We start from the raw sequence: 16,265 nt of genomic DNA, 5'->3' as shown, positions 1-16,265 counted from the left end.
TGTTCGTGGCAATAACAGAGAACCCTCTCAACCAAACCATATGTAGACCACACGGGCTCTCAGGCATAAATTCCTTACAGACCACATCATTCCATGGCCACAACCCTCCCAGGGCAATGGGCACACAGGTGGGCATTCAGTCCTCACACACCCAATCATCAACACAGCCGTCTGCCCACATGATGGTGCAGCTACTCGTGAAACAGCACTGACACAGGGATGGGATGCCCAAGGGGGCACGGGCAGCATGACCAGCACTCCTAAGCACCTGGCCAATTTCACGTGGCCGTCTGCTGTGGCATCCGCAGCAGCATCCCTGGCACTACTAATTCTGCACATGAGGATGCCCAGAGCACTGTGGCCTGGACACAAGGTAAACTGTGGTCAAAGGTTTGCAGACCAGTAACTTGACACAGGCATTCATTTTGTCTGGCCACCCACCTGCACACCTCTACCACAAGCTAAGATTCAATGCATTCCAGACACCAAATGGATATTCAGCCTAGCCCTGTGCTCAAACACCACTGTTTTCCCGACATGTGACACCCTCAACAATTGGTGAGAGAGTCGTCTGAGTGTTCTGCTGTGGAAACATTATGAAAAATTAAGCCCTCTGAATTGTTATCAATCCCCACAGATACAACTGGATATTCATGCCCCCGTCTGCAACAGAAGAAGGCCAAGCTGCCTGGTCTTACAGCAAAACAGGCCCTGCACAGTTCACCATCTGAATTCAGAAATCGCTTTATATGATGACAACAGTCACACAACTCATTTCTCTGAAATGCTCAGATTCCTCAGAGACTAGTGGAAAGACAGCTCCATGCTCACAGTGATCCTCAATCTCACAGATGCTAGAGCACACAGCCATCATCACCCACTCAGCCAAATCCAGCAATATCATCTCATCGCTACTGGGACACCAACCTCCAAACCCCACAAAGATCCCACCTGGTCTCCCCAGCCAGCTCAGGCTACAGACGTCAGTGGCCAGCCACAACAACCAGTCAGGACTCAGCCTAGCATGAGCCATCACACTGATGAATCTGGCCGTCCAATCACTCCCACCCAGGCGTGGCCATAAGCAGCTATTGGCTTCATGCTGCAGGTGCTCGGACCAATGGAACACACATGCTCGCCTGCCACGAGCGCATGCATGAGTCCCCGATTCTCGCCAACAGCTCACCACACCACCATACTGGTCTCCCACACCAAGCGACATAGTGATCAATCCCCGCCCGATCCACCTGATCTCAACCTGATGTTTTCAACTAGTACACCTGCATGACCACCACGCCCTGCACCTGCTGAGTCACACTCCTCGGCTTCAGCACTAGCATTTCTGGCAGGTGTGTGTGTGCTCTGACCATGCTCTTCTCATGGGTTTGCACCTGAACTTTGGGCACAGCCCTCTGAGCACACAGCACCTTTTCTGTTTGGCTGTCCTGTTTAAGTCTTGGCCACAGTTCATAGGGCATGGGACTGTTGGGTCCTGCCTGGCCACATGTACAGCAATGTCAGGGCACAGTTACAATTAAAAAGTGCTCACAGCAGCCACGTCATCCCGCTGTAAATGCTAACAGCTCACACCCATTCTCATCTCACTAGGGTAACGCTCTGAACATTTAAGAGCTTCTAGTATTTGCCTATCACAATCTGGTTGTGTTCTAGGCATCAAGCACCTTCCTTGATTAGGCTATAAATCACTGCATGCTTACCCATCCAGACAGACCCAAAGGAAGCACAGCTGCTCACCAACTTTTAAGTCTATGGGTTTGTCCACACAAAGGCATCCGTGCACACACCCAGAAGTCCAACCATCCTGTGGATTGAGCAGATAAGCAAAGGCTCAACATCAACTACCTCTCTCTCCTTTTGTCCACCTGCTGGGCAGGCAATTGCTGCTGCACAGCGAGGCACTTCAACCTCCACTCCCTGTTTGCAGCAGGTATCGCTCGCCTGGCCACGCTTAGCAACTGGGTCCTGTGGTTCTAAACATTTGAATGGCGAAACCAAAAGATACAGTAAACCCCTGCACCACGCGTTCTCTAAGCACCACAATACCAGCACTGTGTGGACTCAACCGCATTGTGCAGGCAGTGGAACACAAACACCACCCCTGCAGCATGCACACCGGTTGTTCGCAACACCACCTGCACCAACTCTCTCACTCGGTCGCTCCATCTGCTCGCACCAGGGGGAGGCGGGTTTCTCCGGCATGAACACACCGACAACACCAGGGGGGAGGGAGAAGGAGACAGCGTCTCATCTTTCTGACAAAACCTTCCACACACCAACCGAGATGGGCCTGCTGAACTGGAAAGATGGCCAGCAAACACTAGGGGGAGCTGGTATTTTAAAAAAATGTCTCCCTCTAATCTTTCACTCACATGGGTGCCCAGTCTCCATCTGAGTGCTCACAAGAATAACAAAACCCAAACTGAATGATAAGATTACACGTACGTCCGTTGCCAGGCAATGGGGGCGGGGCGGGCGGGGCGGGTTCACCCCCCAGGCCGAGGTGGTTGGATGTGCAGACTTTCCCGCGATCCCCTGCACGCCCGGGTGCTCGCCCCTGGCCGGGCGAGCGGCCCCTGGTGGGATGGCCAGGCGGTTGGCAGGGTGAGGCAGGGCAATCACCAGCTGCTGCCTGCCTCTCTCAACCACAGCTACACAAACTAGCCACAAGGAGCTCAAATACTATACTGCTATGTGATCAAAGGCTCAGGCAGGCAGGTGTGTGTGAGTCTGTCTGTCTGTAGGCAGCCAGACTAAGGCGTGCAGATGCGTCTCACCAGTGTTCTGGTGAACATCGCGCGCGCATGAACCACCCGGGCATATCGATCGTTGCGCGGGCAGGGTGGCTCACAAGACACCTGTCCAACCACGCGCTCGGGCGGCGGCGACCTCGCATGGACATGCGACACAACACACACACACACACGGGGTGTGCGCGCGCGCGCACCATACACAAGCACACCCAAAGCCCACTTGATTCTGGAGGGAAGAACAGATGACAGTGATTGGCTAAATGAAATAAATATGACGGGGTCCAAAGAATGTGGATGTTGCTGCACTGGGTGGCCATGGCCACCCCAATGGGAATTCTCACCCAACTACCCATACACACACAGTGTGTTTCTGGAACTTCAACTTCAAAGAAACCTGAAGATTTCATATGCATTTGTGCTCCATGGAGATACAAACCACAGAGCACATCAAATATTTTACAAGGAATTAGACCTCCCAGAAGTGTTTCACAGGGATGTGGTTTCGACCGATATTTGTGAGAGAGAACAAGGATTTTCACACACCTGCAGAATTTACCTCTTGGGGGTTGGGCGGGAATTCGCGCAGCCAATAAACCAACCACACAGTTATATGGATGTATTTAAAAAAATATCTATCCAGCAATCGACAATGGCATATGGTCGCGAAGGCCTCAGCTCCGCCCTGTTTGATCCATTTGATGGATGAGGCACCTGGGCACGTGTCGGACTCGGCACCAGATAACAACCATGGCATCCAGGTAGCCCACCCCAACTGGATTCTTCCTGTCTCCCCGCCCTGAGTGAAGGCACCCGATCTCAGTCTCTCTCTGTGAGTCTGGAGACAGACCAGTCACACACACAAACATCTAGGCAACCACATGCGCTCACAGCATTGTGTGTCAAGCATGACACATTTATAATGCAAAAAAGGTCAGGCGATGACACCAAGTATGTGCACCGTCCACCAGCGATCTCGCGTGGACATTCGCGGTACCGCGACAAGGGTACAAACGTTCATTTCACCAGGTGTGGGAGGCGCGGGCGGCTGCTGGAGTTTGTGAGGTTGAAGAGTTTTCGCCCCCATCTGCAGGTATCGATTTCCATCTCCCTTCACCCGACTTTTTGTACAAGGGGTGGGGTCGTCAAAAGTTTCCAATAAGATATATGACGGGCACACGGCTATGGATGATGGAGCACCACCAGGCAGAGGAAGGAGCACAGAAATTCAATTGGATGTCATCACTTTTTAGCCAGGCCTGGGAATTCAGTTTTTAAACTTACAGAACAGGTGTGGGACTGTGAGAACAAAACTCTAACCTGGCCAAGTCTCCTAGACTCTATCTCTCTCCTGTGTGTGCAGAGTAAAGCAATGTCTCTCTCAAAATGTGTGTAAGGAAATATAAACATAAGGAGATATGTCCAAGAAAGAGAGAGACAGACTCTGTCCATGGGAATCAGTACCTATGATGAGGGGGGTGCCTCAGCTCTGGAAATGTTGGATGAGGCAGCTGGAGAACGCAACCCTCTGGGGTTCCAGAAAGATCACACTGTGAGCACATTTATGTGGTTGTTCTTGCACCCGTTTGTATGGAGATCCTTCACTCACTCACACACATGCAGCCCATCTATGGGCTCCGTCATCTCTGATCCATACACCAACATGGCACCAATGAGATTGCAGCATAAGGACATGGATGTGTGTTTGGCAATTCAAATAAACAGAGGTTGGGGTGCCCGGTCATGAATGGGCCTTCCACACCCTGGCGGTGGGCCCCGTGTGTGACTGGCACAAGACAAGGAGGAGAAGAAGAAGATGCGAGAGAGAGAGAGAGAGAGAGAGACAATGAGGACAGGCAGAGAGACGAGTGTGTGTGTGTCGTAGACGGTTGAGGCGGACAAGGCCATGGGGAGGCTGTTCTCCAGCCGTCACCAGCGCCATCGTGTTATCCCTTCCCCGCCAGAACTCAGCAGGCCGAATGGTTAACAGCAGTTTCAGAACAATGTCAACTTGGGTATCCATTTCTCTACAATCACACAGTGTTGACACCGGGTGCAGCAATGGCCGCCCTGGCCACGATGCCAATGATACCACTCTAAAGGGACAAGGGGTGGATGTGGGCCCCAATCAAGTGCCAGCAATTAAGGGGACACAGGGGCTCAAGAAGAAGAAAACTCTAATAAATTATGTATAAACAAACAGGACCTGAGAATGTCTCACCAGTCTGTCACACAGAGAGAGAGAGTGACAAAGGGATTGTAGATGACTGTATTCAGCTACGTGTCTGATATATGACACAGGGGCACATTTGCGAGGAGGAGAAATATTTTTTTGTTTTTCCCAACACCTTTGGACAGGATCTTGCAGCCAAGGAGCCAGCCAAGCTTTTGCCCTGCCTGAACAATGTGATTGTGTGTGGGTGTGAGACACATGGACAAAGGAGGCCAAGACTGGGCTTGGATGCCACCACGCACCACAGTCAATCTATCCGGACACTGGGACTTGTGTGCAGGGTAGCCTTGCTTCTGCTTTCTGTCTGGCTCCTCCCTCCCACTGGCCTGGCAGGGCAGGAGGAGGAGGAGGGGCAGGTGGATACCAAACAGAGAGCAGCCTGGCCGGAATGAGCCAGGGGAATGCTGGTCAGCAGCAATGGGTATGGTGTCTTCGAGGCCAGATGAGCAGGCTGCGACTGATCTAATTGCAATATGTGGACACAGACCAAATATATATAAATATGTAAAATTATCTCTTCCGTATCTCAGCAGGGCGGGGCAAGCATCTGTACAGCCGATCTGTGTCCGCACCTGTGTCACGAACTCTCTGGGGCAGGTGTATATGCCTAATTCTCATTCTGAACTTGCCGAAAGCATTATAAAAAAAGTAGATTACACACAAAAGCTGCCTGCGCCATCCCTCCACCATAAGAATTTCCAGGATTTTTAATTTTGCTAGAGGGTAAGGGCTCAGCGCTATCACCAAATATATAAACACAATTCTACCGCCCTCTGGTCTATGTCCGGTAAACCTCTGGACCTGGTACGTGGCCGGGGGTCCAGTGGCAGAAACACAGCTCAACCAGCTGGATTTATGCTCGGTTTGACATCGTAGGGGGTCAGGGACATGTCAGAGAGAGATATAAACAGAAAGACTTCCACTCACCTCGTCTTGTGCCCAGGTGACACACACACATGCATGCATGTTCTGACGGAGAGCCAGTGCACGTGTGGGGTTTGCTGGATGCCAGGCCTTCACCATGGTGGTCACACATCTGATCATGCCCTGGGGCTGAGGCGGTCTGCACAAACCCACCGGTACCCGACCTTCTCGCAGCTTCTGACGCAGGCACGGTGTCCGCCGCTCGCAGTGATGATCGGCCTCACAGCACTCTCCAGCCCTTGTAATCGTATGCCCTTGGATGTGTTGAGTGGCTTCCAGCCCTGTGTGCATTGATGGTGTGCCCGTTCTTGTCGCCGTCGTCCGCACGCTGCCGACCGTCTCCGCCAGTGTCCCGCTTTGTGCTCTTGCGATTGTGCTGCAGGTCCGCCCTTCGTCGTCTCGGCCCGGGCGAGGCGAAGGTCACCCTGCCTGCCGCCGTCGTGCCCTCGATGCCAGCTGGCATTGCTCGGGGGTATGCGGTTCTTAACTTTTCCTGACTCGATCCAGGAAAGCCCAAGCCACAGCAGGACAATGCATATGAATGGGCTGCTGTCAATCATTTCACTCTCAGCTGAATATTCACCTGCTCTAACTCTGGTATGTCTCCCAACTCAAACAACAACAATTACTATGAGACAAACAACTCTGGCATCTCTGGTCTAGGCCACCCACTCTGATCCAGCTAGATATAATTGCCTGGGTTCACCCCCTGCAAGCAATTAGACCCTCTGTATCTGACACTGGCCTTCCAGGCATTTGACTCAGCTGTGGTCTGGCTCTTCCTACCAGCAAGATGCCAACAGCCTCTCGGTTTTATTCAACAAACCCGTTCAACTGTTTCATCACCCACCACGCACAGGAGACTGGGTGGGGCCCAGGCATTGCTCAGGCGACAGATGGGCGCTCCACTATGCCCTGGCATGGTCTCATCCTAGACACCAATGTGGCACTGTCTGCAACACAATCAGCCAAGCTGACGATGTCACCTCAAGCCTACCCCACGTCACGCCTCCCCGTCGCGTGGCCTTGGAGGATGCTGTTGCAGCAATGGATACATCTCACTCTGAGACACAAAGAATAGATCAGGTAGTGGATGCAGTAAAAGCAAAACAGAAGTGCATGAGGTCGACTTCTGTCAACTTTATGAGATGTTGAGGCGATCCTGTTTTAAGGCAACCCAGCCGCCGACCAGGTGTCTCAAGATTTACCCTATTCTACTTCTATGTGACGGGCTCACCTGACTGTAAAAGCCAATTCAAAAATTTACATGAAGGGCTTGTTTCCAACAACCATCTCCTCCCAGCATTGTTCTCTGGCTCCACTCTCCTGTGTGTATCGGCTATGGCTGAGCCCACATCTCCGCCTGTTCTAGGAACTCAATTTGTTGTTGTGATTTTTTTGGAGCTATGCAAACAGCTAGAAATCAGTGCCACCCAAATACTAACTTCGGTTTCGTCTCCTTGGCCACTTTTAAGTAACTCGTTCTTCTCCTCCAACAAGATTCTGATAAGCCAACGGGGCTGGACTAATCTCGGGTCGGTCGTTGGGCATGGATAATTGCTCCAACAAAACATGATAAGGAAGCACCCGGTGTCACTTGGCAATGGACGTGTCTGTGTACTAAGTTAACTGCACAACTCGGAATGTCACCTCGGCATGTGACCGCCTCCCATTCCCCAGGGCTTCCAGTGACTCAGGGTCGCGCCCTGTGGACCGTCGGCCATTTCAACCCACTTCTCCCACATCATAGCAATCCCTGCCCTTGTGCCACACGTGCTTGCTCGCTTTTGGCTTTGCCGCCGGTGACCCACTTGGCCCGAGCCCCTGCTCTACACGCAGCTGTTACCCTTCGTGTCTCGTCTTCCTGGTTGATCTATGCTATCCTCGCGGCCAAGCCTACCAATTCACCAGCATTTAGATTATAAAAACACTGAGATCACCTTAGTAGCCTGATGTAACACAATCTGGACTTTAAACAAATTCAATAATGAGTACCGAACTCCCCCATTATATGAAATATAAGGACAACATCCGTAATGGTTATCTGGGCCTTGTTTCCAAGCAACCATTCTGGCTTGAGAAGTAACGATCATGATGATTATTGCACAATGGACATGGACAAGGGGTCAAGCCCACGATTTCAGGGACACCGCCCTGGTATCAGATCGTTTGAGCCTGGGCCTTGCACGCCCTTGTGGCGAGTCTCGGCTCGGTCACCTGGTTGCGCAGTCAATAAAAAGCTGGGCCGTGAGGCGGCAGCGCGTGGCGTCCTGTCTCGCTGGGCTCTGGGCACAGCCTTTGCAGCAATGGCTAGGAAAATTGTCTTCGCATGTTTTCGCGATTATAGGAATTAATTTAAATATCTGGCCATAAGGTAAAGAAATGAAACATTGGATAGTCGATCAAAGATCTCCACCAGTACCCGGACCTCAACCAGCGACCGTCGCGCCATAAATCGCTCAAACACAGAAAGAAACGCATTAACAAACACGCTATAAATCCGATATAAACATGTTTATGCAACCCCCCCCCCCCCAAACCCTAGGGGTTTGGCAATCACGCCCGCTACAAGATGAACCAAACCATATGTGATAGATTCAGAACATCGGAAGAGATTCACCAGTGGATGCAATATTATGCACCATTACAAACCACAACACAACCCAATCTTTAATTTTTTTAAGTGATTGTGTGCGTAGCACGGAGCTCAACCAAATCACCAAACTGCATGCTCTGACCGATACAGAATGAGCTTTATATCAACCAAATCTAGCAAAAATGACCAAGCACTGGTTCACAATATGAACAAGATGTCATTTGAGATGGGCTTTGACTCAGCAAGGCAAACTGGTTATGGCTCGTTCCCTGGCCACAGCTGTTTCTGTCGTAGTGTTCTCCAAAGGAGACATACACACAGCCTTGGATATCACGTCACTGGGGAGAAGAGTTCAAGACAATATGTTGAGGCAGTGGAAGCCATTAGACAACAAGCAAACCAAGCTGTTTGGAGCATGCTAAAGATAACTATTTGGAGAAGGATAGCCAATAAAAAGGCAAAGTCTTCCAGCAATATAACAGGGCCCTGGCATTCAAACCCAATAAACGGTAACCCAGATGTGCCTCAGTAAGCAAGGTCCTTGGATCAAAGTGACTTGGGAGGCTGGCAGGAATCTGGTCCTGAGCCAGGAGGCCAATGCAGACACACACAACACATTCTGATGTCACCCTCATCAGCCCTAGATAGACACCAAGTAAGCACACTGAGCAGCACAATACCTATAAATATATCTGATATGCACTGAAATAACAGGAATAAAGTTCAAGGTTGCCAGACTTGAACTTGTCAAGGGAGCAGGAGGCTGATCTAGCAACACCGTGATTTTTATAGCACAGACACAACCTGACACCGAGGATGGGCACAGCCAAGGGTTTCTCCACTACTCCCAATGGGAGTGGTGATTGGGTAGCTGCGATCTGCAGCCAATTTAATGAAAATTGCTACAACGGTTCACAATTAGCCAGTAAGTTACCTAGCAATAGGAGCCTCCTTAGCAGGGTTATAATTAATATAAAATAACAAGTGTATATAACATTTTCTAAGGAGGAATGCTGAATCATATCTTTTGTTTGTGAGGTGCATATGCCTTCCCACATTATAAATAGCCCTCGCACATATTTGATGATACCAGCCACAATCAGCCCTGAGAATTATCGCACTGCTACCTGTCGGTTCCGGTACCAACAGCAATGGGTTTTCGATTTTCAGCCAGGCTTCGTGTGTTTGCTGGAAATCTTGGCAGTCACGCCCACGCTTTCTTACTCCCCTACAAACATATGGCCAGCCTTATGCAGACTCCTCCTCCAACATCACTCATCTTCCTGTACCTCCCCTCCTGCCCCTTGTCGGCGGGAGTGGTGGACTCGTCGCCGCCCTCGCTCTTCCTCCCAGCGCCAGTGTCAGGTTTTTTCAGTGGGGGTGGGTGCTCACTTGGTGCCCACACTGATATCCTTGCATCTCTTAAGCCATTCAGTGGGCTTTGCTTAGTCTTGCCCTCCTTCTTTGCTGAGCAATAACTCGATTACTGAAACACATATGTTCACTCAATTTCCAATTCTCCACACCATCACCTCACCAATCTTTATTTCTTGGCCTGCAGCAGCGTTTGAGCCCACCGCCACATGGCTTTCAGTGCTCGGCAGCTGCTTTGGCTGTGGACACTTTGTGTGGCCAGTTCTGGCCGCCCGGGATATCGTTCATGTCGGTCTCCTGACAGCAATCCTATGCTCACTTTTCTGCCTTGTTGGACATGGTGAGTGTGTGGCCAATAGTCTTTACAGATTTCTCTTGGGTAATGACCATGACGATGTAATCCTTCTGGATGTCTCTCACTACTTACCAGTCATTCATAGATCAGGCTTCAACCATTTATATATTCATCGAGTCAGTGCATTCAATTAATTCACACATCAATCTATATAGTCAAAGGATAGAGACAGCCCTATCTCACCACTTCGGTTTGTCAGCAACTACATCATCTGCACTGAGCCGTGTGCATGTGGCTGTGATTCCTTTGCACAGCAGGTTACAGAGGCTCAGCTCACTTCAACTGTCCCAGTCTTGCACCACCACCCAGCTGATAATCATAATGATACGGCTGTCCATTCCTCGCAGCTGACAGGCCTGCATGCAATGCTACCCGATATTGACAGCAATAACCATTTATAGCTAGGGCAATTCAGAGGACTTTATTCCCTCCTTCCATCATTTCAGCACTTCAGATTTGCTCCTGCTTTACCAGGCTTATTTTTAATCTATCACTTAATACTAATTTCATTCACCCCTAATTTCAGCACTTTCCAGAACAGCTAGGGTCAATTAAACATGGTATTGGTTTCCTGGCAGTGGCTTGCAGATTCTAAGTTTAATTAGCCCTCTGCTCAGCCAGCAATCCACTTGTTCTCGGCCTCAGCAGCAATCTCTGCCAGTGCTAGGCAGTGTAAGTGCTTGCTGGTATGGGACCCCATAAGGAGACGCTGAGCTTCAACACACAGATCTTGCCTTCATAATAACCATCACACATGATATGGATCCACAAAAAATCGTCCCAGGCACCTGTGGAGGCTGGTCACATAACGGTGAGGACAGGAAGAGGCAGTCTCAGACTTCTCAGAATGATGAATCGTTCCCAAGGACCCTGAAGCAATACCACCTCAATTCTGCCTCAAGGTTCAGGTAAAGGAAGTGGTCAGGGACCTGCCCTCTCGGCTGAGTGGATATGGGACAAGACAATCCCGCATGCAAAACTCACTGGATTCACAGGTCATTCGCCTGCTGATCATAATTCAACAGGAATTGACTCATCCTGCCCTCTCCATCCTAAGCTTTATCAAATATGAGCGTGAGCAACTCGATCAAAGTTCCTTGCCGACAAAATAAAGCATCACACTGCTCACCAATCATGATTTCCAGCAGGCTCAAGGATTCCGGGACCAGCAGGTCACTGCAAGCTCCATCTGAATTAAACATACCAGACGGGTGTGCATAAAAACTACTCTCAATCCATTGAGCGGCCCTGACGGACTGCAAGGCTGCAGCCGGGCTCTGGCTATAAACACAGTGACTCACACAGCCAAGCAATTCTCGCTGTCCATTTGAAAACAAATCAACATGCTGCCATTGACTTCCAGAGCTAGACATCTGTGCAGTCAGACAGGCACAAGGATGGAGTGATGATGTCACCACCAACCCGCCTGCAGTCAGCCAAGCGCCAACAGGCGCCAAACAACACCAACACAACAGCAATGGCGTGGATCCGACGTCTACTGGCTCACCGGCGCCAACGGCAGCAAGTCTCGGCGCCTTCCACGTGCCAAGCTTAAGCAAACCTTCGCGGCGTCTCGACAACAAGCACGCCCGCTGCAAGGGAGTGAGCAACGCGCGCGTCGATGTCGGCCAGTGGGTTTCTATGGAGGCACCGTGAGCAAGAAATGAACTCTGCCACCCACGGCCACCCGGCTCGAGGAACAAATGCGTCGTCTGTGCACCAGGCTTTGCAAAAATACCCAAAGGCCAATGAACCAGCAGGTTGCCATGGCAACCCTGGACAGCATCTGACACCCGGTGGTGCAATGAGACACTGGGTGCGCAGCCTGGCTCTGGCACCTGGAGCAGCATGGTTTGTGTGGGCCCAGGGCACAGTCACGCCAGCATCTGCATGCACAGCACCTGGATCCAGCCAAGACCCAGCAGTACCGCAGTTTGATGGGACCAGCCACAATGAAGCACACGGCACTGGATTCCGGTACCCGCGGGCACCGAGTGATGACCAATCTCCAGCACATCTATAAACCAGATCCAGATGGTGAAGGGTCACCCATCGCCCGCAATCCACGGTCTACCACCAGTTCACCCCCTTGCTCTCAACATCACAATCATGTCATCCCGATACAAATCACAGCCAGCCAGCCCAGATCCACTTGCTCCAGCCCTCTCAGCAGGTTTAGGCAGCAAGAAACCGCCACAGTCCCCAATGTCAGCACCCAGCGGCTCACCCAGTCGCTCTCTCCCTCACCGACCTCCCTGAGACTACTCAGATCATTGGCCATATCATGGCCATCAGATCACCAGCAGCCCAGCAGTCTGGCTGTTAGGCAGTGAGGGCTCTGGCCGCATGGGCCTGACAACATGGGGCTCAACCAGCAGCAATACCGAGGATGCAAGTCACACAGCCAACAATGCCCCACCAATGAGGCTCTGGGCATTGAGTGCACACAGTTAGGAGCAGTTTTAAGGGTCCTGCAAGACTCAGCTTTCAGCTGTGTGACACATAAAGAAACTGCAGACTTCATAAGCAATGCCCACAACACAAGATTACAGCCAGCCTTCCCAAATTGATCATGCAATCAACAAAAAAACAACCAGCAACCAACCACAAATAAAATAAAGGTCTCAGTAAAGGATAGCATTCCAGTTAACAAGGGGAAAGTAAATGCAAAAAAAAGCAAGTAGTGTGCACAGAGTAAGGGAACTCCTGCAGATGATATGTCAGGGTAGGAGGCAAAGGAGAAGCGAGAGCTTACCCAATAAAATAGAAATTTGGTTAAAATCACCAGCTATCAATCTCTCCCCAAAAGACACAGCCAAAGCACCACAATGGACAATGGTTCATAGAATGGTATCATGAGCCAACTAATTTTATCAAAACACATCCCAGGGAGTTTTGGGGATGGGACATTCCTCCCAATATAAACAACCAACTCTGCCTTCAGGGATAAAGGCCTACAGACACAGTGGAAAGCAGCCTGGCTCAATGAAAAAAACACTCAAGCTCAATTTTAATCAATACAAAGCAGTAGTGACAGTGACACCTGGACTAATGCAACTAAACATATGGTTGTCACATAGCATTCAAACCTCTACAGACCCATCACTTTCACCAATTAAACAACTCCAACAAAAAGCAATATAGACAAGCAAGGCAATAAAATGATGCTTCATAAAATTATTTAAATGATGTAGAAAACCCAGTCCTTAATTCTCAGAATAAAGATACCTAATAGCTAGACCAATATATATACAGCAAGACCTTAAATTAAGGCCAAACTCACCTATGAAGACCCCTTCAACTGTCAACTTAGAGAATTCTTCAATTAAGAGGTATTTGCATGTTCCAGTTACCTCTTGACCCCTGAGCAAATTGGTGTCGGGCAGGGCAGCCTGCAACAGTCAGGAGGCAGTCTCGCTTGAGAGATCTACGCACAGCATTATGATGGAATTCCATCCAGGCAGATGGTTTACACACAGTGGCAGAGTTCTGGGTTGGCAGTGTGATGGGACGTGACTCAATACAATCCAGCTCTGTGAACTCGCGTGACGCATGATCCATTTAAAGAGATGCTGGCCAAGCCACTATCCTAGACCCATCTCAGCCAGAGCCACGGCCTCTGATGGACTTTGACCAAGGGGACAACCACCAGGCACTGACCTCAACACCTAACCCTCTGGGGGCCTCCACACTGTATGGCATCAACTCATCGGTCACAGCCCTGAGCCTGGCAACTCCTCTCTCCTCTACCTAGATGTTCACTGGACACAGCCAGGAGGCACTGGACATGACAAACTGACTAAGTCCTGAGCTGAATAGCATATTGAAAAAGCAAGTTTCTGGAAGTGTTTGCAAATTAATTCCCTCAATCAACAGACTTCATCATGCAGCAATCTTAATTCACTACAACAATAATAGCATCGCATTTACATGGCAGAGGCACCATAATGCAAAGGATTTGCATGACAACTCCAAACTTGGCAGGGTAAGGAGGCCCAGGGCATTGAATAAAGGTAGATGTCTGGGCAGAGGTTCATATTGTTTCGGTCTCAGGGCAAAAACTTCGGCCTGGGCAGCAGTTATCGACCATCAGACCTAGCTAAGGATCCATCTCGCTCATGTCAAGGATCAGAGCAAGAGGCTTCCTCGGGTCCCCAACCACAGATCTCAGCAGGGTTTCCCATTCGTAATGGCAATTTCGTGAGGAATCCACCGTTCTGTACATTTACTGCCAAACCAGTGCCTGCTGAACAAGTTCAGTGGTGAGTGGTTGGGCCCACCAGTACCTGGCCACCTTGCAACTTGCTGTTCATCAGTTTGACGCCTAGGGCATGGCGACAACGGAGATGCAAAACCACAGTGACGCATCCGAACTCAAACTCGTAGCTCACACTTCAGCCAACTGAATTCGGTGCAGGCGGTTGAGCGCTTTTGGTACCATAACATTAAGCCAGCTGGAGCTCAATGACGTCCCCTCCCTCCCCTCACACTGATTTTTCCAGCCATCACCACCTACATGCAACACCACGCACCCATTCTCTCTGCAGTGCCAGGATCGCGGCCCAAACACCCAGGCATTAATTAACACACTCCATCATTTCTCAATGGGCCGGGCTCATGTGCACCCGGCACAGCACCTGCACACATACACCACCCATGAGCATAAACTTCAGCAGAGATTCCCCAGCAGGCTGCTCACTGAGAATGCAGCGGTAGGTCTCCCAGACTCAGTTCTTTCACCCACCAGGATGACCCAGCCCTGATCTCTTCAGGCATATGGTCTCGAGCACCAGTCTGTTGCCAGGGTGATGGGGTGGTTGGGGCAGGGCCTGGGGGCATCACACAATCTGTCCCTGGCAGCACGGTGGTTGGCACACCCACTGTTCAATCCTGAGTCGGTGTCAGAGTCTCCACTCAACACAACAGCCCTGGATCAATCTGTCACAGTTTCACCCAGTGCTCAATCGGCCCCGCCACCGGTTCTGGCAGTCAAGCAACTGAGTCAGTGGGACCTGGTGACACCTGACTGCACACGCAACTTGCTCAAGCTACGCTGTGATGGCAGGTGGCACAATCAACAGGATGATCAAGGACAGGGATTGCAGAGACCATTGAGATTCCATCTCACCAGCATGACACGTACGGTTGACTAATGGACCTGTAGCTAGGATTAATAAACTCTCCTGGCCCCGGGTCTTGGCATGTGGCCGCAATAAAGCGCTCACACACCTGCATACAATTGACAGATCTGGTGGCTGAGTGGTGCTGTGCGCCACCGTTTGTCACACCACCACCAGATTTCCATACCACGCCCTTGTAAGGGGATTTGAAGAACTGATCACACAATTGCCAGGTGGATGGGCTGGCACAACATGATCTGGGTCTGTGGCAAGCCTTCCGCACATGACGGCAGTGGTTGGCCAGTAAAGCAGCTCTGCAGGGTGAACTTGCTCCTGAACCTACTACTCCCATTTAATAAATTTTTAGCAACATGTAAAGGTGGGTTGACAAGTAGATATACACAATAGGCACTGGTGAGTTTTATGAATGAGAAGGCATCACAACACAGGGACCTGGCATTCACGGGTCTACAAACAGGGATGAGCTGTCAGCCACAGGCATGGTTCGCCAGGGGTCCCATTACAAAGCCTGGGCCTCCACAAGCAATCCCCGTGCTCCTCGCGCGCCACCATGTACAACAACCCCAGACAATTCAAGCACTTTTCAGCCATCAATCAACCCTGGAACTCCTCAATGACCTATCAACACAAACAGCCCTGGAAACCTCCAACCAATTCCACCAAGTAGGGGGAACAACACATCGCATGTAATGGAATGACAACTCCTCCCCAGCCCCTCTCTGTCTCATAACAAGTAAAAACAAAGAGTAGCATAGTGTACATCACTATGCAAAGCTTCCATCTCATTCAGCAGGGTGAGCAAGGCAGGTAAGGGTGCCAGGCCAGCAGGTGAGCACACACTGATTCAGGGGCTGCATAGCACCTTGTAGCCAGT

Annotated in this window: 1 protein-coding gene; it reads right to left on the bottom strand. The window is 50.5% G+C overall.

The genetic code is table 11. From position 1 onward, the window contains the following. Positions 1-11,302: 11,302 nt before the first annotated feature. Positions 11,303-11,623, bottom strand: coding sequence for a hypothetical protein (locus tag ACVBEG_RS27850; protein WP_447108653.1), 321 nt, complete (start codon positions 11,621-11,623; stop codon positions 11,303-11,305). Positions 11,624-16,265: the final 4,642 nt, after the last annotated feature.

The sequence above is a fragment of the Pseudomonas sp. GG8 genome (assembly GCF_052976945.1).
Note: the sequence above shows the minus strand (reverse complement) of the source record. Positions and strands in the feature narration are given on the sequence as shown.